At 42.2% G+C, this 22296-nt stretch carries 20 protein-coding genes; 9 read left to right on the forward strand and 11 right to left on the reverse strand.

Going from position 1 to position 22296, the window contains the following annotated elements; all coding sequences use genetic code 11:
• Positions 1-58: 58 nt before the first annotated feature.
• From IG80_RS0109275 to IG80_RS0109300, 6 genes are all read left to right on the forward strand, one after another.
• Positions 59-487 carry an ABC transporter permease subunit gene (locus tag IG80_RS0109275; RefSeq protein ID WP_052046300.1) on the forward strand — a complete coding sequence of 143 codons (429 nt, stop codon included), beginning with the start codon at positions 59-61 and terminating at the stop codon, positions 485-487.
• Between the two features lie 25 nt (positions 488-512).
• Entirely contained in the window at positions 513-1271 is a 759-nt protein-coding gene (locus tag IG80_RS0109280) for a phosphate ABC transporter ATP-binding protein (RefSeq protein WP_032113771.1), read from the forward strand.
• A 587-nt stretch (positions 1272-1858) separates the two neighbouring features.
• On the forward strand, positions 1859-2032 hold the full coding sequence (locus IG80_RS0109285; RefSeq protein WP_156962152.1) for a hypothetical protein: 174 nt from the start codon (positions 1859-1861) through the stop codon (positions 2030-2032).
• A 39-nt stretch (positions 2033-2071) separates the two neighbouring features.
• On the forward strand, positions 2072-3037 hold the full coding sequence (locus IG80_RS0109290; RefSeq protein WP_032113773.1) for an L-histidine N(alpha)-methyltransferase: 966 nt from the start codon (positions 2072-2074) through the stop codon (positions 3035-3037).
• Positions 3038-3108: 71 nt separating this feature from the next.
• Positions 3109-4389 carry a sensor histidine kinase gene (locus IG80_RS0109295; protein WP_032113774.1) on the forward strand — a complete coding sequence of 427 codons (1281 nt, stop codon included), beginning with the start codon at positions 3109-3111 and terminating at the stop codon, positions 4387-4389.
• A gap of 94 nt (positions 4390-4483) precedes the next feature.
• Positions 4484-5458 carry a response regulator gene (locus IG80_RS0109300; RefSeq protein ID WP_032113775.1) on the forward strand — a complete coding sequence of 325 codons (975 nt, stop codon included), beginning with the start codon at positions 4484-4486 and terminating at the stop codon, positions 5456-5458.
• Positions 5459-5677: 219 nt separating this feature from the next.
• Here IG80_RS0109300 and flhA read toward each other — a convergent pair whose 3' ends face one another.
• From flhA to IG80_RS0109340, 8 genes are all read right to left on the reverse strand, one after another.
• Positions 5678-7783: a flagellar biosynthesis protein FlhA gene (gene flhA, locus IG80_RS0109305; RefSeq protein WP_032113776.1), complete on the reverse strand. Its 2106-nt coding sequence runs from the start codon at positions 7781-7783 to the stop codon at positions 5678-5680.
• 97 nt (positions 7784-7880) lie between these two features.
• Positions 7881-9212 carry a sigma-54-dependent transcriptional regulator gene (locus IG80_RS0109310; protein WP_052046301.1) on the reverse strand — a complete coding sequence of 444 codons (1332 nt, stop codon included), beginning with the start codon at positions 9210-9212 and terminating at the stop codon, positions 7881-7883.
• 119 nt (positions 9213-9331) lie between these two features.
• On the reverse strand, positions 9332-9679 hold the full coding sequence (gene fliN, locus IG80_RS0109315) for a flagellar motor switch protein FliN (RefSeq protein WP_032113777.1): 348 nt from the start codon (positions 9677-9679) through the stop codon (positions 9332-9334).
• Between the two features lie 9 nt (positions 9680-9688).
• The gene (locus tag IG80_RS0109320; RefSeq protein ID WP_032113778.1) at positions 9689-10288 is read right to left on the reverse strand and encodes a FliH/SctL family protein; all 600 of its coding nucleotides are present in this window, start codon (positions 10286-10288) and stop codon (positions 9689-9691) included.
• Between the two features lie 5 nt (positions 10289-10293).
• The gene (gene fliG / locus IG80_RS0109325) at positions 10294-11313 is read right to left on the reverse strand and encodes a flagellar motor switch protein FliG (protein ID WP_032113779.1); all 1020 of its coding nucleotides are present in this window, start codon (positions 11311-11313) and stop codon (positions 10294-10296) included.
• Positions 11289-12977, reverse strand: coding sequence for a flagellar basal-body MS-ring/collar protein FliF (gene fliF, locus IG80_RS0109330; protein ID WP_032113780.1), 1689 nt, complete (start codon positions 12975-12977; stop codon positions 11289-11291). The genes fliG and fliF overlap by 25 nt, the downstream gene beginning before the upstream one ends.
• 253 nt (positions 12978-13230) lie before the next feature.
• The gene (gene thrS, locus IG80_RS0109335) at positions 13231-15144 is read right to left on the reverse strand and encodes a threonine--tRNA ligase (RefSeq protein ID WP_032113781.1); all 1914 of its coding nucleotides are present in this window, start codon (positions 15142-15144) and stop codon (positions 13231-13233) included.
• A 140-nt stretch (positions 15145-15284) separates the two neighbouring features.
• Positions 15285-15794, reverse strand: a complete 510-nt coding sequence (locus tag IG80_RS0109340; RefSeq protein WP_052046302.1) for a L,D-transpeptidase family protein — start codon at positions 15792-15794, stop codon at positions 15285-15287.
• 616 nt (positions 15795-16410) lie between these two features.
• Between IG80_RS0109340 and IG80_RS0109345 the strand changes: the two genes are divergently transcribed.
• From IG80_RS0109345 to IG80_RS0109355, 3 genes are read left to right on the forward strand one after another with little or no spacing between them, the layout of a single operon-like run.
• Positions 16411-17250 carry a sulfite exporter TauE/SafE family protein gene (locus IG80_RS0109345; RefSeq protein ID WP_032113782.1) on the forward strand — a complete coding sequence of 280 codons (840 nt, stop codon included), beginning with the start codon at positions 16411-16413 and terminating at the stop codon, positions 17248-17250.
• Positions 17251-17262: 12 nt separating this feature from the next.
• Positions 17263-17586: a DUF1634 domain-containing protein gene (locus tag IG80_RS0109350; protein ID WP_032113783.1), complete on the forward strand. Its 324-nt coding sequence runs from the start codon at positions 17263-17265 to the stop codon at positions 17584-17586.
• Positions 17587-17643: 57 nt separating this feature from the next.
• Complete coding sequence (locus tag IG80_RS0109355) at positions 17644-18630, forward strand: MBL fold metallo-hydrolase (protein WP_052046303.1); 987 nt, start codon at positions 17644-17646, stop codon at positions 18628-18630.
• On the opposite strand, the gene IG80_RS0109360 is transcribed toward IG80_RS0109355, so the two are convergent.
• From IG80_RS0109360 to IG80_RS0109370, 3 genes are read right to left on the reverse strand one after another with little or no spacing between them, the layout of a single operon-like run.
• Positions 18627-19502 (reverse strand): hydroxymethylglutaryl-CoA lyase, encoded by an 876-nt coding sequence (locus tag IG80_RS0109360; protein ID WP_232224386.1) that lies wholly within the window; start codon positions 19500-19502, stop codon positions 18627-18629. The genes IG80_RS0109355 and IG80_RS0109360 overlap by 4 nt on opposite strands.
• On the reverse strand, positions 19502-21505 hold the full coding sequence (locus IG80_RS0109365) for an acetyl/propionyl/methylcrotonyl-CoA carboxylase subunit alpha (protein WP_032113784.1): 2004 nt from the start codon (positions 21503-21505) through the stop codon (positions 19502-19504). Before IG80_RS0109365 ends, IG80_RS0109360 begins: the two co-directional genes overlap by 1 nt.
• A complete protein-coding gene (locus tag IG80_RS0109370) occupies positions 21502-22290 on the reverse strand; it encodes an enoyl-CoA hydratase/isomerase family protein (protein WP_032113785.1) in 789 nt (262 codons plus the stop codon). The genes IG80_RS0109365 and IG80_RS0109370 overlap by 4 nt, the downstream gene beginning before the upstream one ends.
• Between the last annotated feature and the right edge of the window lie 6 nt (positions 22291-22296).

The raw sequence follows: 22296 nt of genomic DNA on the forward strand, positions 1-22296 counted from the left end.
ATGGAATAGCCAGGAAAGAACTGTAGAGCTTTTATTATCGTATAACTTCGTATAATGTATGCTATACGAAGTTATTACGATTGCCATTCCGGTAATCATCAAAACTTCTGAAAGCGTTTTTAGACTTGTCCCCCGAGAGCTTAAAGAAGCAGCAGCAGCTCTAGGAGCCCCCCGATGGAAATTATTTTTTCGTATTATTCTACCAATCTCAAAAACAGGCATCATTACAGGGATTATTTTATCCATTGCACGCATTAGTGGAGAAACAGCACCATTGTTATTCACATCCCTAAATAACCAATTTCTTAGCTGGAATATGGACCACCCAATTGCAAGTCTTCCCATTGTCATTTTTCAATATGCAATGAGTCCTTATACCGATTGGCACGATTTAGCATGGGCTGGCGCGCTTTTATTAACGGTATTTGTTTTAACGCTTAACATTATTGTAAGAGTAATCTTTCGGAAAAAAATTATTCTGAATTAATGTTTAATCAAAAAATGGATTTCAAATGGAATATAAAATTAAAGTTATTGATCTCAACTTCTATTATGGAATATATCATGCCCTTAAAAATGTTAATCTGTCAATTGAGGCAAACAAAGTTACCGCATTAATAGGTCATTCCGGGAGTGGGAAATCAACCTTAATTAGGACATTCAACCGTATCTATAGTCTTTATTCTGAAAATAAAGCCACTGGACAAATATATATTAATGGCAAGAATATTTTGGAGGGTAAAGAAGATTTGCTATTGCTGAGAAAGAACATCGGTATGGTATTTCAAAAACCAACTCCCTTTCCAATGTCTGTTTTTGATAATATTGCTTTTGGAGTTAAACTGTATGAAAAACTAAGCACCAAACATATGGCTGAACGAGTTGAGTGGGCGTTAAAAAAAGCAGCACTTTGGGATGAAGTTAAAGATTTATTGTCAAAAAATAGTATGGAATTATCTCAAGGACAACAGCAACGTCTTTGCTTGGCGCGGTCGATTGCTGTAAAACCCAATGTTCTATTACTTGATGAGCCCACCTCCTCCCTGGATCCAAAGTCATCAAGCCTTATTGAGGATTTAATTCTTGAGCTTAAAAAGGAATACACGATTGTCATTGTGACACACAGTCTCAAGCAGGCTTTAAAAGTTTCCGATTATACAACTTATATGCACAGAGGAGAGTTAATTGCCTTTGGACCAACTCATGAATTTTTCAGTAATCCAGCCAACCAGATTATTGAAGACTATGTCCAAGACGCTGGTTCACTGTGACACTATTTAAGGGATAAGGCGGCGGTACCCTCAAGTTAACTTTTGCCATAAATTGTTGTAGAGTGTGACTTCAGAGAGATAAGAGCGAAAATTGTGCATAGCCTAACAAATAGAGGCGGCCTATTCTGATACTGTAAAATAAGAGGTTGCGGAGAAAAAGCATGCTTATGCTAGGCTCTATGCACCTAAGGTGTTAAGCATTTTGAAAAATTAGAAAGTAAGAATTTTAAAAACCCTTTAAAACTATCTAAATAGTAAGCCTTCTTTTCTTATTAAAAGGAAGAGAAAAAAATTTAATTTTTCTCGATATAGGGGCCCTTTATAAAAGGGTAACGCTCGCCCCTTACAATTCAGCCTATTTGCATTCAACCCTTAAAAATCGCTTGCTAAATCCGGGGCCCCAAGATAGCTCCTCTATATATTATGTTGCATCTTAAGTTTTATTTTTGTAAATTTTCACCACTAATATTTTATTGCCATTTTTTAGAATCTGTATAACTTTTAAACCATAAACATAATGGGATAACATTTATAAATTTCTCTTTTAAAATTGTTTCTTTCTGAGGAAAGGAAAAATGTACCATATAATGAATAGTGAAGATAGACAGGCTCTTCGCATAAAAAAACTGAGAGTAGTTTATTCTATCGGTGTTGAAAAGGACGGACCTAAATCAAAAAGAAAAAATGGGCAAAAAATTAATATAGAGGCCTCTTATTCGCACCCCATTAAATCGGCAAACTATAATAAAATTATGTTGTAGTAGAAAAATAATAATATTAAAAAAATGGACAGAATACTTATGAGTATAGAACAAGATTACATTGATCTGTTTACGGGCACAAGAAAAGCACATATGGCAAAATATGTTTATATGTACAGGCCCTACATTTATGAGGATATATTAAGACAAGATGCCTACTATCCTTTTAAAATGGAAAGCAATTTGCTAACCCAAACATCCAAAGAAATATGTAAAAACTTTCAAGGTATAACACATGTTTTAGAAATGGGCCCTGGTTCACACACCGCTATTACCTCAAAGACAGTTCCCTTCTTAAGAGCTTTAAAAGAACACATAGGCTTTTCTACCTATAAGGCAATTGATGCAACCTTAGAATATGCAGAAGAAGCCTGTAAAATAATAGAAAATCACTTTAACAATATAAAAACACAAGCGTTAGAAGTGGATTTCTTGTCCACAAATGCTTTTCAGATAATCGAAAATGAACTTCACCCTAATGATAAAAAACTTATGATATCTTTTGGTCAGTATATCTTTGGGAATAGCAACGACACTGATATTGAAGTATTGATAGGAAAGATTGGATCCTTCTTAAATAAAAATGATTATCTTTTATTTGGGACTGACACAAATCAAGATGAAGCGCTTTTAGAAAGTGCCTATAGTACGAAGATGGGACAGGAACTTCTCTTAAACGCAATGTACTACTTAAAATTTACTCTTAATTTGAAAAATTTTAGCCCGGAAGCATTTGAACATATGTACAGATGGAATAGCCAGGAAAGAACTGTAGAGCTTTTATTAAAAGCCACTACCGATCAAGCAATAAAAATTAGAAATAAGAGCATTATAATTGATAAAGGACAAGAATTCAATATCCTAAACTCTAGAAAACCATCTATAGAAACTGTTAAAAAATACCTTGCGAAAGAAAACATTGTAATAAAAAATGTAATTTCCTCGGATATGGACAAGGCCAACAAGTTTTCTATCGTCATAGCAGAGAAGATGCCAAGTTTCTAAAATTTTATTAAGGTTATTCTGATAAATTAGGTATATAGCTTTGTAGGGCGAAAGTAAAAAAGGAAAAACAAATGAATCTAGGAAAAAGATTCCTTGAATTTCTAGATCGAAGAATTGAAGGATTCGGAGGCGCTCAATACAAAAATTTTGGCATTTTTGGCATTATTAATTATCCTGTAAGCTATTTTATCCTAAATATTCTTGGTACTGACGAGAGCGCTATATTTCGCTTCAGTGCCGCTCTGATGTGTTTTCCCTTAATTTTTGTAAAAAAATGGCCTATACAATTAAAGAGATACCTTAATCTGTATTGGTTTTTAACGTTGCTTTATTGCTTGCCCATTTTTGGGATCTATTCCTTGCTAAAAAATCAAATCTCGATTGATTGGTTAATAAATATCTCCATAGGATTATTTATTCTTTTTCTAATCGTAGATTATATTCTTCTTATTATTATTTATGTGTTAGGAATTCTTTTAGGCTATTTGCTATTCATTTCTACAGGGCAAGAGGTAATATTTCAACAAGGCTTCCCACCTAACTTTATCTATATTTATGGTGCCTTGTTCATTATTGGTTGCCTCTTTTCTCGTAATAAAGAAAGGCTGGAAAATGAGCGGTTCCAAACAATTAAAGCAGTTGCTGGTGCTGTAGCCCATGAAATGCGGACTCCTTTACTTTCAATTGCTACGATAGCCTATGGCTTGAAAAGATACCTACCTATTTTAATTAAAGCTTATAAGTCAGCTAAAAATGAAGGAAGTGATATCGAAAAAATAGAACAGCATCAGCTAGAATTTATTAGTCAAATCCCTGAGAGTATTGAAAAAACAAATCGGAACGCCTTCTCTTTTATTGATATCTTGTTAATGAATTTTAAGGAAGACTTCAAGGAAACACCTACCACAGTTTGTTCTATGCAGCAATGCCTGGAAGAAGCGATAAAATATTATCCTTTTAGTGGCAATGATAGAAAACTGGTAAGTTACATAACTCATGAGGATTTTAAATTTAGAGGTAATGATTTGTTAATTAGACACGTTTTATTCAATTTGCTAAAAAACAGTATCTATTACGTAAGAGCTGCCAATAAAGGAAATATTACTCTCACACCTCGTGTCGAAAAAGATTTCAATAAACTCTACGTAAGAGATACAGGTAAAGGTATATCATCGCATGTTCTGCCTCATATTTTTGATAAATTTTATAGCAAAACTAAATATGGTACAGGAATAGGATTAGCGTTTTGTAAAATGGTTATGGAAAATCTAGGAGGAAATATTATTTGTCATTCAAAGGAAGGAGAATTTACTGAATTTGTTTTAAGCTTCCCTATCATAAATGAGCATTAAATATTTTGTAACATATTAGACACATAATATAATAAACAACATATTATGATTATACACATAACATAATAAGTAACATTTGAAAGTTTATATTTAAATGAACACCCTACTCCCTTTCTTTTCCCCAACGCAAGTATTGTTGATAGATGATAACTACGACACCTTAGATAGATTAAAGAACAGCCTTAATCCAGCTATTGCTAGCTATAAAGCTCTTGATAATCCGTTTAAAGCTGTTGAGTATATAAATCAAAGCAGTAGCAATGTTTCGTACAACCAGGTAGTCCAATCTGCAGAAAGTTTATTGAGCGGACATATTGAAAGTTTTTATGAAGAAATTTATGCAACTTCAAGATTTCAACAAATTTCAACAATGATTGTCGATTATGACATGCCCGGAATGAACGGTATAGAAGTTTGCCAAAGTATTAACTCTCCTCATATTCAAAAAATCATTTTAACTGGAGCGGCCAGTGAGAAGCTCGCTATCGACGCCTTTAATGCTAAGGATATAGACTATTTTATTGAAAAACATGATCCAGAAGTGCTGCAGAAACTAGAGGATCTAATTGTCCAAACACAAAATAAGTACTTCTATTCACTTACTCGCCATTTAACCAATATCATTTCCTATGAATCTTTAGAATCTATGGGAATTACAGATCCAATTTTTATTGAATTTTTTTATCGTTTTATCAATGAGAAGAAGATTTGCGAATATTATCTACTGGATTCAATAGGCACCTTCCTATTTTTATCCGCTGATGGTGAACCAAGTGCTTTGTTTGTTTTTGATGATATGCTTCTCATGGGGCAAGAAGAGATGATCCCTCCCGAAGAGAGAACCGATGATTTACTAGAGGATTTAGATAATCATAGAAAGGCGATTTGTCATCATCATTTCAAGCATGGTCATGAATATAAGATTTTAGAGTGGAAAGATCTCATTTATCCCCTATCAATTTTACCAGGAAGAGAAACTTATTATTGGGCCTATGCGCCTCGTCTCCCTTATTTTAAAAAGGATGATATTATATCTTTCAAAAAATACACGCAATCTTTGTTTGATTAAGTCACCATGGCTTACTGGGTTTAGGAGAGAGGCCCCCACACATAGGCCTTCTTCCTTAAAACTTTTCCAACAGTTGACACAGATACTCAAGCTAACGTTATCTCTAGGTCTTCTCTCGAATTGTGTCTCTATTCCTGATGTCTATACTGCCCCCCCTTTCTCCAAATTCATTTTGGCTATTTTTGCTGGCAAATTTCTCCCAAATTCTCAAAATAGAACTTAAATCTGAATCACATTTTGAATTTTGATCGTTGGATAGATCTCATTTTGTGACATGATCACCGTTGCTGGGCGGACACGCTCAATAATCGCCCGTAAGAAAGGACGCAAAGCAGTGGTTGTCACCAAAACACTTGTTTCGGCAATCATCCCCAACCGTTCATAGGTTTTGCGAAAATCATTAATAAATTCTTGTACTTGGGTTGGGGGAAGTGCAAGTTGTTTCGCATCTCCATCGGCAACTAAAGCTGCTGCCATGGCTTGGTCCCACTTCGGTGAGAGAGTAATAATCTTTAATACTCCTCCTTCCTCGGCATTACTATAAGTGATTTGGCGCGACAGGCGCAAACGCACGTGTTCCGTAATTGTTCCCACATTTCGTGTATAGTTGCATGACTCCGACACTGCTTCCAAAATTGTTGGCAGGTCACGAATAGAAACACGCTCATTGACTAAGTTTTGGAGAATTCTTTGAATGCCGCCAATGCTAATTTGGGAGGGTACCATATCATTCAACAACCGTTTATAACTGTCACCCAAATCATCAAGCATCTTTTGCGTTTCGGCATAGGACAACAACTCGGAAAGATGTTCCTTGACAATTTCCGTCATATGAGTAGTTAGCACCGTTGACGCATCTACCACTGTGTAGCCAAGTCGTTCAGCAACATCACGCTGTTGTTCGGCGATCCATTTTGCGGGCAGGCCAAAGGTTGGCTCTTGAGTTAATTCACCTTCAATATCAATATGATCACCATTAGGATTCATTACCATTAACTGTTCAGCGCGAAGCTCCCCCCGTCCCGCTTCTAATTCTTTAATACGGATGCTATAGAACGTTGCTGGCAACTGGATATTATCTTGAATTCGAACCGACGGCAGGACAAAGCCAATTTCTTGCGCCAATTGCTTACGCAAATTCTTGATTTGTTCCGTCAAGCGACCACCACGTTCTGCGCTCACTAATGGAAGCAAGCCATAGCCGATTTCAATGCGGATATAGTCAATATTTCCGGTAATAGGTTTGGAATCAGACACAGGGCGAATGAGCGCTGCACTATCTTCTTGCGCCTTAAATTCATCTTCTTCTTTTTTCTTTTGTTTTTGCGTTTCATTGATTTTCCAGGCGGAAACGCCAGTGGCAACGGCCAGGACAAAAAATGGCAAAAAAGGCATTCCTGGCAAAAAAGCCAAGGCAATCATCACCCCAGAGCTCAATCCTAAGGCTGTGGGATAAGCGCTCAGCTGATTAACAAGAGCCTTATCCGCTGTTCCTTCAACACCCGCTTTGGAAACCAACATACCAGCTGCTGTCGATACAATCAGCGCTGGAACTTGCGAGACTAATCCATCACCAACAGTTAAAATAGTATAACAGCGCATCGCATCGGCAAAACTCAGATCGTTCTGAGCTACCCCTATAATAATACCCCCAATAATATTGATGAAGGTGATAAGGAGGGAGGCAATCGCATCGCCACGGACGAACTTAGCCGCTCCATCCATGGCCCCGAAAAAGTTACTTTCGTCTTCGAGTTGTTTACGGCGACGTTTGGCTTCAGTCTCGTCAATAAGACCAGCAGATAAGTCAGCATCTACCGCCATTTGTTTACCTGGCATCGCATCCAAACTAAAACGAGCAGACACTTCAGCAATACGTCCCGATCCTTTGGTGATCACGACAAAGTTAACGATCACCAAAATCGCAAAAACGATAATCCCAATGACAAAGTTACCAGCCATAATGAATTGACCAAAAGCCTGAATCACCTTGCCTGCAGCATGTGTTCCTTCATGCCCATAGGTCAACACCAGTCGGGTAGATGCCACATCAAGGGCCATCCGAATCATCGTGGAAACGAGTAAAATGGTGGGAAAGGCACTAAAGTCGAGTGGTTTTTCGATGAATAATGCGGTCAATAAAATCAAAATGGAAAAGGCAATCGATCCTGCCAACATCAGATCAAGGAGGATGGGTGGCACCGGCAAAATCAAGAGAACGAGGACTATCATCAACCCGATCGCAAAAGCAATATCAGTTCTGAACTTTAAATTGGAAAGGTTAAAATTCCCTTCCATAATTGACTGAAATGAATGTCCGCTCATCGATTATTCCGCCTGGTTAAAGTGTTGGGGCATTTTAGCAATTCCTCGCATAGTTCATGGTAAAATGGAAAAATGAGAGGCGAGAGATCCTAAAACCTCACATTGCATATTTGACCTCCTCACCCATCGACGACTTGTGTAGTTCGTATTCATGTAACTTATTGCGCAAAGTTCGTATGGAAATCCCCAGGATATTGGCAGCATGGGTTTTATTGCCAGAACAATGATCGAGTGTCCCTAAAATCAATTCTTTTTCCATGGTGGCGAGGGTAGTTCCAATTAACAACTGACGATCGAGCGTCGACGTTACATTCACATTTTTGGTTGCCATAGTACTGGGGTCAAATAAATCTTCTACCTCAATAATGACAGATCCCGCGAGTAAAACTGCTCGATGGATAGTGTTTTGTAATTCACGGACATTGCCACTCCAAGAGTGTTTTACCAGCGCGGAGACTGCTGCAGGAGATAAAGTCATTACCCCCAAATGATTCAACTCTGAAAATTTTTTCACGAAGTGGGTGGCTAACGCCTCAATATCTTTCGGCCGCTCTCTTAACGTAGGTAAGTGCAAATTGACCACATTGAGGCGATAATATAAGTCCTCTCGAAAATCACCCGTTTTACAGGATTGCACAAGATCGCGGTTCGAGGTGGCAATAATGCGAATATTCACGGAAACAGGCTTGCTACCCCCTACACGGTCAATGACTTTTTCCTGAATAGCGCGCAGTAATTTTGCCTGAAGTCTGGGGTGCATTTCACTGATTTCATCAAGGAGTAGCGTCCCATTGTTAGCTTCTTCAAACTTACCAATACGTCTCGCCACAGCCCCAGTGAACGCCCCTTTCTCATGGCCAAACAACTCAGACTCTAAAAGGTTTTCGGGAATGGCAGCACAGTTCACCGATACAAAAGGTTTGTTTGCGCGTTGCGATTTCAGGTGAATGTACTTGGCCATCACCTCTTTACCTGTCCCAGACTCTCCGGTAATGAGAATATTGGCTTCACTAGGAGCGATCCGATCCGCTAATATGACCATGCGCTGCATCGCCGGATCACAGCAAATAAAAGAGTCTTGCGGCTTACTTATTGTTTCCAGAATGGCGGCAATTAAATCTGCATCCGGAGGAAAAGGCATGTATTCTTTCGCTCCAGAACGAATTGCTTGGGCAGCGACAGCTGGTTCAGTATTGATGCCACAAGCAACAATTGGGACAACAAAGCGTTCTTGGGTAAGGGTACTATTTAACTGCTTAATGTCAAGATTGACGTCAACAAATAAAACATCTGCCCCTTGACCTGACCGTAATGACTTGAGTCCCTGGTCAATTGTCTCCACATGACTGACTTTAGCACCCCGTGCCATTGCCATTTTTGCGGCCACACCGATCTGTCCAGCAAATTCACCAATAATCATTACTTTCATCACTTAAAGTTCCTTTTCAAGGTCATCCTCGGACTTGCTCCGAGAGTTCATGTATTTACTAAAAAACAAGAACAGCCTGAATCCTCGGGTCACACACGAGGATGACAGGGAGAGATACTCTATGTCCGTTCCGCCTTGATAATTTCTGTCATGGTTATCCCAAGACGGTCATCCACCACAACAATTTCACCTCTGGCAATCAATCTGTTGTTCACATAGATATCGATTGCTTCTCCAACACGACGGTCAAGCTCCACGACTGCTCCACGGCCTAGCTTCAAAAGCTGACTGACAGGCATGGTGGCTCTCCCTAAAACAGCAGATACTTGGACTGGCACGCCATAAACCGCTCCTACTTCACCATTCTTAGAACCAAGCGTTTCCCGATCATCATCATGGTAATCTTGAGATGCGGATGCGGCATTGTCGGCAAATTCTTCTAAATTTAAATCTTTATCGTCAATCATTTTACTGTCCTACTCTGCTAGTTGATTTATGTACGTATCAATTTGATTTTGAATATTTTTCAAAATGACTTCGGCGCCCCCTTCTTGCCACTGAAAGCGACAATCATAGATTGCCAGTGTGTCATCGCTCATCACATTAATTTCCCCCGCCTCTATCATCTGCTTAATTGACTCAGTCAAGGGAGAAGCGATATCTGGATGAACCTGGACATTAATTTTAGGCCGCGTAAGGAGCATTTTGGTTGTCGCCTCTAAACAAGTCACCACCCGGTCCACAGCATGTTGTTCTATTTCTGTTAGACAAATTTTTAAAGCAATGGTTTTTGCCAATTGTGCTGCCTCTGCCTGTAACTGCTGCCATTTGCACACATCACTATCAATAAACTGCGTGAGTTGGGCTTCAAAGTTTGTCACCAAATGTAAAATTTGTGCGTTGATTTCATTTTGTTGTAACCGCCTTCCTTCCTCAACACCCGCTGTATAAGCAACTTCTTTGGCCATCGCCAGTTCATCTTCTGAAAAAGTTGGAACCGATGGCAGAACCGGCTCTACCATAATCGGCTTGTCATCAAAGTCATTCTCAAAGATAAACGGTTTAGTTGCAGTCATCACGATTATCCTATTAACTCATCACCAGCATCAGCACCCATGCGAATCACAATATCGCCGGAATTTGCCAATTCTTTTGCCAAGGCCACAACATAGGATTGAGCCTCGTCCACATCTCGGACACGCACCATTCCCATGGATTCCATATCTTCGCGCATAATCTTGCCTGCACGTTCTGACATGTTCTTGAAAAAGGATTCGCGAACTCCTTCAGAGGCCCCTTTAAGTGCCATTGCCAAACGTGTTTTATCGACAGTACGCAACAAGCTTTGAATAGAGCCTGGATCTAGTTTGACCATATCTTCGAAGGTAAACATGAGGTTTTTAATCCTCTCAGCTGCCTCAAAGTTTCGCTCTTCTAGAGAAGTAATAAACTTCGTCTCCGTGGCCCGATCAAAGAAGTTAAAGACTTCCGCTACTAACTCATAGGAATCACGCTTTGAGGATTTGGCTAGGTTGTTCATAAACTCGGTGCGAAGCGTGCGTTCAATATCATCCAAAATTTCGCGACGAACATTTTCGATTTTCAGCATCCGCATAATCACTTCCATGGACAATGATTCTGGGAGAAGCGATAAAACCTTTGACGCATGGTCTGCCTTAATCCGCGTCAACACCACCGCGATTGTTTGCGGATATTCATTGCGCAAATAATTGGCCAGCAATTCTTCGTTAATATTGCTGAGCTTATCCCACATAGTTCGTCCAGCAGGTCCGCTAATTTCTTCCATAATGGAGTCAACTTTTTCTTTGGGAAGCGCCTTTGTGAGAAGTCGTCTGGTGCTTTCAAAAGTCCCGATCAATGTGCCAGTTGAAGAAATTTGTTCCACAAAGTCAGTGAACATAATTTCGACAACGTTGGCGGACACTTTCCCTAAATTGGACATAGTTTGAGCGATTTCTCTGATCTCAGCCTCGTCCATGATTCCAAAGATTTTTGTCACCTGTTCGTCTGGCAAGGCCAGTAGCAATACAGAAACTCTCTCAGCTCCTGAAAGGCTTATATAGTCTTTTCTTGTTTCCATGGTTCTTCATACATCCAGCTTCTTAAGATTGTGACTGCTTCTTCAGGGTGCTTGTCGATGATCTCACCGATCTTCTTTAGGGAAGACGCACGCACCCGACCATCAACATTTTGAATGCTGATCATAACATCGTCTTCTTCCTCTTCCCCGTTGGCATAGGGGTCCATCATGTTACTATTCCCTGTAAAGTCAGGCAGACCAGGGAGCATGGATTGACCCTGAGCGGAGGCAAGGAGCGCTTGCACTTCCGTATCCCCTTGTGCCGCACCACTATTTTCAATAACGCGCAGGATAATTGGTCGCACCACCATTAACAGGATCAAGATACCAACCGCCGCCAAAACTGCCAGCTCAATGATTTTGGTCGTATCCATTTGACCAAGCCATTGGTTGGAGGCCTGTTGAGGGGTTTCTTCCTCCATATCAGCCTTAACAAATGGCATATTGATGATCTCAATCTTATCTCCGCGGTCAGCCTTATAACCAATGGCTGTTTGGACCAAAAGTTTAATTTGATCTAATTCTTCCTTGGTGCGCGGCGTATAAGTCATCTTGCCATTGGCCTCTTTGACATAGGTTCCATCTACCAAGACAGCTACAGAAAGATTCTTAATGCCACCGATTTCCTTGCGATGACTTTCAACGGTTCGTGAAATCTCATAGCTGACGTTTTCCTCATTACGCTTATTCGTATTAGTTCCTTGATTACCCGCGCCATTTTGGGTTTGATTTTGCGGCAATGCATTTTGCACACTCACGTTTTGGTTAGCTGGTTCTGTACTGGAAGCATCTTCTTCAGCGTTATTGGTTGAACGAATTACTTGACCATCTGGGTCATATTTTTCTGAATTCACAGTGACTTGATCAAAGTCCATATCGGATGAGACTTCAACGCGAACTTTACCGTTCCCAACGGTTTTTTCAATCAATCCTTCAATAGATTTGGCAAGCTTTGATTCGTAATTGGATTGGGCTTCTTGTTGCATTAGCAATCCTTGCATGCCGTCTTCACCTTCATGGCCTTTGGCAAGCAAATTCCCTTTATCATCGATAATAGAAATTTTGTCCGCAGGGAGGCTTGGCACAGCAGAAGCAACCAAATGCTGAATCGCCTGAATTTGAGTGCTCGTAAGCTTTGTCATCCCTTTCATTTTCAGCATAATAGAAGCTGTAGGATCTGTTTTATCACGACTAAATAATTCTCTTTTTGGCATCACCAAATGCACGCGGGCAGACGCTACACCAGAAATTGTCTTAATAGATTTAGCGAGCTCACCTTCTAAAGCGCGTAACTTATTAATATCGAGCATACTGCTGGAAGTGCTTAACAGATCATTGCGGTCAAAAATCTCATATCCCACAATTCCTCCAGAGGGAAGCCCATCTTGCGCCAAATCCATCCGGGCTCGTGCAACATTATCAGCGGGAACATAGATTAATGTGCCATCCCCTTTAATCTGCACGGGGATACCCATTGATTCTAATTTCTCGACAATTTTTGCCCCGTCTGCAGGCTCAATCTGTGAAAATAGCAACGTCATATTGCCACCTGTGGTTTGGCTCATCAAATAGATGAAAAAGCCAAGAATGCCTAGCATCACTGTTCCCACAGCTGCCAGCCTTATCGGCCCTAACCCACGTAAAATTTGTAATAGACCAGACACTCTAATATTACCTTTTAAGAAGAATTAATGTAAAATTTTACTCAATCTTACTTATTAGGCTAGCGCTTAGGTGTTTAATAAAAGGTTAATGCTAGGAATTTTTTGCCGGTTTAATTTTTAGGCTCTCTCGCCCCTCATTAGATCTTTTACAAGAAGGCGGGGTGTAATTCTTAATTTTAAGAATAGGTATCCTCATCCCCCCTCTGACGAGGGAGGACGGTGCGTTATTCATCAGAAACAAAGGAAGTAATGTCTACTCTCCAGGGGTTTTAGCTTCTTCGAGAATAGCATTAATGGCTGCCTCAAGATCCATCACTTCTTGGGCTTCACCACCCAGGCGACGAATGGCAACGGCATTATTTTCCGCTTCTCGTTTGCCAACAACAAAGATGAGCGGGACCTTCTGTAAAGAAAGTTCGCGAACCTTGTAGTTAATTTTTTCGTTGCGGATATCCAATTCCACTCGAAGACCAGCAGCTTTAAGCTTTTCTGCAACCTTCATTGCATACTCATTTGCCTCCCCAGTGATGGGAGCCACAGCGACCTGGACTGGGGCCAACCACAATGGGAATTTCCCTGCATAGTGCTCAATTAACACGCCAATAAAGCGCTCAAATGACCCAAGCACAGCACGGTGCAACATCACAGGGCGATGCTTTTTGCCATCTTCGGCAATATAGTTGGCATCGAGACGTTCTGGCAAAATAAAGTCAACTTGAAGGGTGCCACATTGCCAATCACGGCCGATCGCATCACGCAAAACGAATTCAAGCTTTGGCCCATAAAATGCACCTTCCCCCGGGTTAAGTGTGCATTCCAAACCTGCTGCGATCGCCGCTTCCCGCAAAGCCGCCTCTGCCTTATCCCAATTTTCATCAGTTCCGGCGCGTTTTTCCGGACGGTCGGAGAATTTAATTCGAATATCGGTAAAACCAAAGCTCGCGTAGATTTCCTTTAACAATTCACAAAATTGTTTTGTTTCAGAAATAATTTGCTCTGGAGTGCAGAAAATATGCGCATCATCTTGAACAAACCCGCGCACCCGCATTAACCCATGCAAAGCCCCCGATGGTTCATTACGATGACAGGACCCAAATTCTGCCATCCGCAGGGGCAAATCACGGTAACTTTTAATCCCTTGTTTGAAGATTTGAATATGGCACGGACAGTTCATCGGCTTAATCGCCATCAGCTTATCTTCCGACTCCACCACAAACATATTTTCGCGGAATTTATCCCAATGGCCAGATGCTTCCCACAAAGAGCTATCGACAATCTGCGGCGTTCTCACTTCCACATAACCATCGCGGTCTAATTTTTTACGAACGAAGTTTTCCAATGTTTTATAAATCGACCAGCCTTTAGCATGCCAGAATACACTGCCCGGTGCCTCTTCTTGAATGTGGAATAAATCAAGTTCATTACCAAGGCGGCGATGGTCACGCTTTTCCGCTTCTTCTAGCTGGGTCAGGTAGTCTTTAAGTTGCTGTTCAGACGCCCAAGCAGTCCCATAAATACGTTGCAAGCGTTGCTTTGTATGATCACCACGCCAGTAAGATCCAGCAACAGACATCAACTTAAAAGCTTTTCCAAGCCGACTTGTAGATGGTAAATGCGGCCCTCGGCAAAGATCAATGAAGTTGCCCTGACGATAAAGACTAATTATTTCGCCGGCAGGGATGTCGCCAATGATTTCGGCTTTAAAGGATTCACCCATTTTGGTGAAAAAGTCAATTGCTTCATCGCGCGGCATCTCAACTCGTTCAATTTTCTCATCGCGTTTGACAATGTCATGCATCTTAGCTTCAATCTTCACCAAGTCATCCGGTGTAAAAGGAGTCTCACGGTAAAAGTCGTAATAAAATCCATTCTCAATGGCTGGTCCAATGGTGACCTGTGTACCTGGATAAAGTTCCTGCACAGCTTCAGCCATTACATGCGCCGCATCATGTCGTAAGATCTCTAGGGCATCAGCCTCTTTTTTCGTCACAATTTCGATTGTAGTCCCACTTGAAACTGGCAAGGTTAAGTCTTTCAAAACACCATCAACACGAATAGCAACCGCCTCTTTTGCCAAGCTACTCGAGATGGAGGCAGCAATTTCTAATCCAGTTACTACTTGATCATAGGAGCGAACACTGCCGTCCTTTAGATTTATCGAAATCATTGTTAATTTTTTTCCAAATTTATAAGGGTCGTTTTTCGTATTTTGAGGGATTTCTCGCCAAAAATCGAGTCTTAATTAAGATATAATCGATGAAATGAAGATTATAATTACTGAATGGGTGGAAACCATGAAAACGACGATTAAACGCTATTTGGGTCTATCACAACTTCAGACTCTGGCGTTAGCTCCCGTAAGATTGATTCTAAATCAGGGAAGCTAAACGCCAGGCACCCTTCAGTTGGAGGATAGTTTTCTTTCGCGAGATGGATAAATATTGCACTTCCTTTACCAGGTACAACAGGATCATCATTATATCCCACAACCAGAATCAGATCATAAACAGAGTCGTCACGCCACAACACTTCATGGCGGCCTGAATAGGGAAGGATCACAAGCTGATTATACAAGGGGTCTTCTACATCATCACACCACCCCATATCACGATGCAAGGCTGTGACCGGTAGTTGAGTAACCGGTGGCTTCAGGCGGTCGGGACGATAAAACACCTGCCGCAAAGGAAATGTGCCAATGGGCGTTGCGCCATCTCCTTCTACCTTATTTAAAACAATTCCCCCTTTTCCAAAGGCACAAGGATAGATTTGTTGATCAAGCTTACAGAAATTTTTTTTATAAAAAATCAACTTTTTCATTTTTTCTCCTTGAATTCAGAAAAATAATCCCAACCTAGAGGTAGTAAGCTTCTTAACAGGTGTTATGAAAAATGACTAAGATTGGTTTAAGTGCGTCTTTAGCCTAGTTTATGACTTTACGGCAAGCAAAGCTAGCATAGTGACTGATTTTTTTGAATCCATCATACCGGTTGGGGGTAGCTCTTAATAATAATAACAACTTGTTCTAAGAGTTCTTAATAAAAAAATATAAACAAGAGAACTCTTAACTATAGTAAATCTACTTTACTATATATTCTCTTAGTTGCCGAGGTAACTAAATTATATCCCCCCTGCGGATGGTTCCAGGGGGGATTTTTATTTTTTTAAAAATCAGCTTTTAAGGCAATCCTATACCTAACTTTACCTACTTTAAGATGAGCAACAGCCTTATTCACCTAACTCAGAGGAAAGGCTTCCACCGTGGGCGCTTTGGTGTCTGGCAGCAAAATCCAGCATATCAGCAATGGTAACTGGAGACCCTGTTGGTGAAGAAGACATACTATACTAGATGAAGGTAATTGGAGTATATCAATAAAGAAATTAACAGAGTGTGAAGCCTCTCGACTTCCTTATTAAAGTAATTTAATATTATTTTATGACTATTTTAAATTTCTCGTTGATAATTTTCTGTTGCGCCATAAGCACAGGTGTTTTAGGCGCCTTGACTGGCTTAGGGGGTGGAATTTTTTTAACTCCCATCCTTGTCATGTTCTTAGGAATAGAGCCCCATTATGCCCTGGCGACATCTCTGATTGCCGCCATTTCCACTTCTTCTGGCGCCTCAATTACTTTCTTAAAAGAAAAGCTCACCAACTTTCGCATTGGCCTATTTCTTGAGACAGCTGCTGTGATTGGCGCTCCCATTGGAGCGATGATTGCCATATATTTACCCAAGCAACTCATCTTTATTTTATTTGGCTTACTTCTGTCAAATGCAGCCTACTCCAATGTGAAGGGATTGGAAAAAGGGCAACGCCGTAACTTCAATTTCATCTCTGATCCCCTCGCCCTTAAACTCGATATGCCAGATCAATATATGACAAGCTGGGGAGAGATAATCACTTATCCGGTTCGTAAAATCAAAATGGGGTGGTCCCTGATGTTTGGCGCTGGCGTTTTGTCAGGCGTTCTCGGTATCGGGAGTGGTTCATTAAAGGTGTTGGCCATGGACCAAATCATGGGGCTTCCCTATAAAGTTTCTACCGCGACGAGTAATTTTATGATTGGCCTCACCGCCATCGCCAGTGTCGGCGTTTATTGGAGCCAGGGATTCCTTATCCCCGAACTTACCATGCCGGTGATTCCAGGCGTTCTTATTGGCGCCTATATTGGGTCGAAAACAGTTGCACAAATTCCCATTCACAAAACGCGATGGATTTTCACAATTGTTCTCACTATTTTTGCGATTCAAATGTTAGTAAAGGGATTTCTTTAAACGGGGATACAAATGAATTCTAAGCGAATTGATCTTTTAATGAAACTCACGGAAATTGGCACTTTCCTTGTCGCTGTGGTCGCAATTATTGGGGGGATTCTCTTTTTATGGTATGATCACGCCCAGGTACTAAACTATCATACACTGACGGTGAGCTCCTTTCCAACGACGACTGTAGGGCACAAAATTATTGTCACCAGCATTGTTATGCTTATCGCCTTTCAAGTTTTTCGTTTAGCCGTTGTTACTCTTGATTTTGCCAGCCGCAGTGACTGGATCTATGTCGCCATGGGCGGATTCATTCTGCTCGTTATGGGATACAGCTTAATGACTTAACATTTTGGGCAAAGTAGTCTATAAAACGAGCAACCATTGCGAACAAAGATTAAATTCATGAAACCTTTATGGTCTCGATCTTATTACAAGGGCCCGAAAAGCAATCATTTCGATGGCACTGTGTTCTTTAATCACAATGCCCCTAACACACGCCACAGCCTCTATGATGTGATAAGCTGGCTCTGGAAAAGAAAGCCTAACCCCTGGCCAAAATATGTTGCCAACACGTTTACTGATGTGCCGCCTAAGCGCGTCCTTGGAGATGAGATCCGTATTAGCTTTGTCGGTCATGTCACTTTTTTGATCCAAACCCAAGGCCTCAACATCCTGACAGATCCTATTTGGTCAAAGCGAGCGAGCCCTTTTCAATTTATTGGCCCCAAGCGCGTTAATGACCCAGGCATTAATTTTGATAATCTTCCTCCCATTGACATTGTCTGGGTAAGCCACAATCATTATGACCATCTCGACCTTCCAACCCTCCAAAGATTGTGGAAGCGTGACAAGCCCCGCATTATCACCCCCTTAGGAAATGATACCATCATCAACAAGGTGAACGTTCCAGCAGAGGCCTATGATCTTGGAGAGTGTGCCTCTTTGAGTAAGAGCGTGAAACTGCACTTGGAGCCGATGCTCCATTGGTCTGCTCGCGGTCGCCTGGACAGAAATAAAGCTTTGTGGGCTGCTATGATTTTAGAAACACCAGCAGGCAATATCTATTTCATTGGCGATAGTGGCTATGGGGATGGCACCTATTTCCGCCAAGCGCGCGAAAAATTCACCTCCTTCAAAGCAGCACTCTTACCTATCGGCGCTTATGCTCCTCGTTGGTTTATGAAAGACATTCATATGAATCCAGAAGAAACTCTCAAAGCTCAGCGAGATTTAGGAAACCCCTTAATGATACCCACCCATTACGACACCTTTCCTCTCGCTGATGAAAGTTACGGGGAAGCCTTAACCACCCTCGAGAAAGCGCACCTCCACTACCCCAATAACCCGCTAAAAATCTTAAAAGTCGGCGCGCATATGTTTTTGCCCTAGGTTCTGTGCGCCTTAGTTTTTCTTCCCCCAACAAACTGGCTGGCTCGCTCCAACGCTATCATGTCAAAGTCTGGCAGATAACCTTTTAGACGCAAAGTCTTGACCACCGTTTCTGTTGCTACATTGCCCTTTGCCTGACTACCGGCATAGGGACAGCCCCCGAGCCCTCCCATGGCGGAGTCAACTACCTGTACCCCTGCTTCAATCGCCACGAGGATATTTTCGATCGCATTTCCATAGGTATCGTGACAATGAATTGCAAGCTTTTCAACTGGCACCACTTGCCTCACGGCGTCCACCATTGCGTGAATAGTTGCTGGTGTTCCTTTGCCAATCGTATCGCCGAGGGAAATTTCCTCACAGCCCATGGCATACAGCCGTGCCGCGACCTCAGCAACTTGGGTGGGCAGGATTGCCCCTGTGTACGGGCATTCAATGACGCAAGACACATATCCCCGCACCCTCAAACGGTGAATCTTCGCCGCTTCCATAATGGGCACAAAGCGGTTAAAGCTTTCCTCAATACTGCAGTTAATGTTCTTTTGATTAAAGATCTCAGAAGCCGCGGTAAAAATAGAGATATTCTTCACCTTTGCCTCAACGGCTTTCCTGAGACCAACTTCATTGGGCACAAGGCAGGAATAAAGAATCCCTGGCTTTTGCACAACTGCCTTAAATACCCCATCAGTTTCGGCCATTTGGGGAATCCATTTGGGGGAAACAAAACTGCCAACCTCAATTTCATGAAACGGGCAGTCGCTTAAGGTATTAATAAAAGCGATACGGTCAGACGTCGACCACACTTGTTGTTCATTTTGAAGGCCATCGCGCGGACCAACTTCCACAATTTTAATGGGAGAGAACATTGACATTACACCACCTTGACACGGGCAAGCTCTACGCCTTCTTCCACAAAATCACCCGTGGCATAAAACATATCCTCAACCACGCCAGAAAAAGGCGCACGGATAGTGTGTTCCATTTTCATCGCCTCCAAAATTATTAGGGGAGTCCCCAGTTCCACTGCGTCACCGACGGCTGCCAATACCGAAATGACCCGTCCTGGCATCGGCGCACTCAGCTGCTTATCCCCATCCTCCTCGGCATCATAGTTGTGATCAGCATCACCAATTCCCATCTCGTGCACACCAGAAGCCGTGCACACAATAAAGCTATTACCTGAGATGAGCGCCCATTGCCCCTTCACCAACTGCCCCTGAAAAATCGCTGTCACTTGCTGACCATTAAAGCTGATGGAAGTGAGTTCAGCCCTCTGCGTCTCGTATTGGACAATGGCATGGTGACCTTGGGCCTGACAAGTAACCTGGCAAGTAACTGCGGTTTCTTCTCCATTTAAAGTAAAGGATACCTTTGACGCGGTAAGCCCCCCATGGCGCCAGTCATCTCTAAGTGCCCAAGGAGAGGTTACGGCTGAGTTAGACGGTGCGTGCCGCGCCAGATGCCACCCTATCAATCCAGCCAAAACTTTATCTTGGCTTGTTTCTTTATGGGCAAGGCTGCCTTCTTTCAAGGTTCGGTCAATAAAACCAGCGTCAGGATGCGAATCACGCACGAGAGAATGGTGCAGCAATTGGAGTAAAAACTTCTGATTCGTCTTCACCCCTTGAACTTGCGTGTGCAATAATGCTTTTTCTAACTGCTGAATAGTGGCGTGCCGGTTATCCCCCTTTACAATAATTTTGGCAATCATCGGATCATAAAAAACACTCACCTGATTGCCGGTCTCATAGCCCGCATCCACACGACAATCTGGCAAGGTCGGCATCTGGAATAGCTTTAACTTTCCAGTAGAGGGAAGAAATCCCGCCTCAGGATCCTCCGCATAAAGCCGTACTTCAATGGCGTGGCCCTGGGGATGGATTTGCTCTTGGGTGAGCGGTAAAGACTTCCCCGCCGCGACGCGAATTTGCCACTCCACAAGGTCAAGGCCCAAAATCTCTTCTGTGACTGGATGTTCGACCTGCAAGCGCGTGTTCATTTCAAGGAAATAATAGTTTTCTGCTGCATCGACCAAGAACTCAACCGTCCCTGCCCCTTGGTAATCAACTGCTTTGGCAACCGCAATGGCTGCCTGTGTTAGATTATGACGTAAAGTGTCTGATAAACCTAAAGCGGGAGCTTCTTCAATCACTTTTTGGTGGCGACGTTGCAGCGAACAATCACGCTCTGCTAAAGCCACCACATTGCCATGAGAATCTCCAAAAACCTGCAGTTCAATATGGCGTGGAGTTTCAACAAACTTTTCCAACATTACGGCAGCGTTGCCAAAAGCCCCTTGAGCTTCCCGCTGGCATGATTCAAGAGCCGTGGCAAACTCTCCCTTCGAATAGACAAGACGCATTCCCTTACCGCCACCACCATGCGTCGCCTTAATCAAAATCGGAAACCCAATTTCTTCCGCTTTTCCCGACAAATAAGTTACGTCTTGGCTATTACCCCTATAGCCTTTGATAATGGGAACGGCAATTTTTTCGGCAATGGCTTTAGCCTCACTTTTAGAACCCATAGCGCGAATGGCCGCCGCGCTGGGACCGATAAAACGAATGCCGACTTGGTTAAGTGCCTCTGCAAATCCCGCATTTTCTGACAAAAAACCATAACCAGGATGAACCGCATCCACTCGATATTGCTTGGCCACTGCCACTATTTTAGCGATATCCAGATAGCTTTCTTTAGCTGCCGCAGCACCAATTATAACCGCCTGATCGGCCAACTTCACGTGAGGGAGATCTTGGTCTACTTCTGAGGCAACAGCAACGGTTTCAATGCCTAGACGCCGACACGTGCGAATCACCCGACAAGCAATTTCCCCACGGTTGGCAATTAAAATTCTTTTTATTGAGTATGTCATCATTGTCCCCACGATGGTTGGCGCTTTTCCAAAAATGCTCGAAGTCCTTCTTTACCATCGAGGGACGCTCGTGCCTCAGCAATGGCAGAGGCCGTCATCTCGTGTACCTCTTGCGTGATTGGTTGATTGCTCACCGCCTTAAATAATCGTTTAGTATGTTGCTGCGCCATTGGACTGCCAAGAAGCAAAGCTTTTTGTAATTTTATTAGTTCCGCTTCTGCCTGGGTGCTTGTTACAAGCTGGTGCACCAAGCCTATTTGGCATGCCTCAGTCGCGGTTAAGCGCTCAGCCGTTAGAGCATAGCGTTTTGCCTGGCGTTCCCCCATTGCCCGAATGATATAAGGCGAAATGACCGCTGGAATCATCCCAAGCTTTACTTCAGAAAGACAAAAAACCGTTTCAGTTTCAGCAATCACAATATCACATGCGGCCACCAGACCAACACCACCACCAAAAACACTGCCTTTTGCATGAACAATCACCGGTAACTTTGCCTGATAGATTGTTTTAAATAAATCAGCGAGCTTCCTGGCATCAGCCACATTTTCTTGAAATGTATAATTTGCCATTTGTTGCATCCAGTGAATATCCGCGCCGGCGCAAAGACTTTTTCCTGCCCCTTGAATCATCACGTAGCGACTCTTTGGATCTTCAGCGCTTAAGCTAATCGCCTCTGTTAATTCTGCGATCATCGCTTCATTCAAGGCATTATGCACGTCAGGACGATTGAGGGTGATAAAAACACCTGCTTCTATTTTTTCAAATTTTATAGTTTGATAGTGTGTCATATTTTT

Source organism: Candidatus Paracaedibacter symbiosus, assembly GCF_000757605.1.
Taxonomy (GTDB): Bacteria; Pseudomonadota; Alphaproteobacteria; order Paracaedibacterales; family Paracaedibacteraceae; genus Paracaedibacter_A; species Paracaedibacter_A symbiosus.

What these genes read in the sequence shown, in the direction of transcription:
- IG80_RS0109275 (WP_052046300.1), top strand. Translation starts at nt 59, where the DNA reads ATGCTATACGAAGTTATTACGATTGCCATTCCGGTAATCATCAAAACT.
- IG80_RS0109280 (WP_032113771.1), top strand. Translation starts at nt 513, where the DNA reads ATGGAATATAAAATTAAAGTTATTGATCTCAACTTCTATTATGGAATA.
- IG80_RS0109285 (WP_156962152.1), top strand. Translation starts at nt 1,859, where the DNA reads ATGAATAGTGAAGATAGACAGGCTCTTCGCATAAAAAAACTGAGAGTA.
- IG80_RS0109290 (WP_032113773.1), top strand. Translation starts at nt 2,072, where the DNA reads ATGAGTATAGAACAAGATTACATTGATCTGTTTACGGGCACAAGAAAA.
- IG80_RS0109295 (WP_032113774.1), top strand. Translation starts at nt 3,109, where the DNA reads ATGAATCTAGGAAAAAGATTCCTTGAATTTCTAGATCGAAGAATTGAA.
- IG80_RS0109300 (WP_032113775.1), top strand. Translation starts at nt 4,484, where the DNA reads ATGAACACCCTACTCCCTTTCTTTTCCCCAACGCAAGTATTGTTGATA.
- flhA (WP_032113776.1), bottom strand. Translation starts at nt 7,783, where the DNA reads ATGAGCGGACATTCATTTCAGTCAATTATGGAAGGGAATTTTAACCTT.
- IG80_RS0109310 (WP_052046301.1), bottom strand. Translation starts at nt 9,212, where the DNA reads ATGAAAGTAATGATTATTGGTGAATTTGCTGGACAGATCGGTGTGGCC.
- fliN (WP_032113777.1), bottom strand. Translation starts at nt 9,679, where the DNA reads ATGATTGACGATAAAGATTTAAATTTAGAAGAATTTGCCGACAATGCC.
- IG80_RS0109320 (WP_032113778.1), bottom strand. Translation starts at nt 10,288, where the DNA reads ATGACTGCAACTAAACCGTTTATCTTTGAGAATGACTTTGATGACAAG.
- fliG (WP_032113779.1), bottom strand. Translation starts at nt 11,313, where the DNA reads ATGGAAACAAGAAAAGACTATATAAGCCTTTCAGGAGCTGAGAGAGTT.
- thrS (WP_032113781.1), bottom strand. Translation starts at nt 15,144, where the DNA reads ATGATTTCGATAAATCTAAAGGACGGCAGTGTTCGCTCCTATGATCAA.
- IG80_RS0109340 (WP_052046302.1), bottom strand. Translation starts at nt 15,794, where the DNA reads ATGAAAAAGTTGATTTTTTATAAAAAAAATTTCTGTAAGCTTGATCAA.
- IG80_RS0109345 (WP_032113782.1), top strand. Translation starts at nt 16,411, where the DNA reads ATGACTATTTTAAATTTCTCGTTGATAATTTTCTGTTGCGCCATAAGC.
- IG80_RS0109350 (WP_032113783.1), top strand. Translation starts at nt 17,263, where the DNA reads ATGAATTCTAAGCGAATTGATCTTTTAATGAAACTCACGGAAATTGGC.
- IG80_RS0109355 (WP_052046303.1), top strand. Translation starts at nt 17,644, where the DNA reads ATGAAACCTTTATGGTCTCGATCTTATTACAAGGGCCCGAAAAGCAAT.
- IG80_RS0109360 (WP_232224386.1), bottom strand. Translation starts at nt 19,502, where the DNA reads ATGTCAATGTTCTCTCCCATTAAAATTGTGGAAGTTGGTCCGCGCGAT.
- IG80_RS0109365 (WP_032113784.1), bottom strand. Translation starts at nt 21,505, where the DNA reads ATGATGACATACTCAATAAAAAGAATTTTAATTGCCAACCGTGGGGAA.
- IG80_RS0109370 (WP_032113785.1), bottom strand. Translation starts at nt 22,290, where the DNA reads ATGACACACTATCAAACTATAAAATTTGAAAAAATAGAAGCAGGTGTT.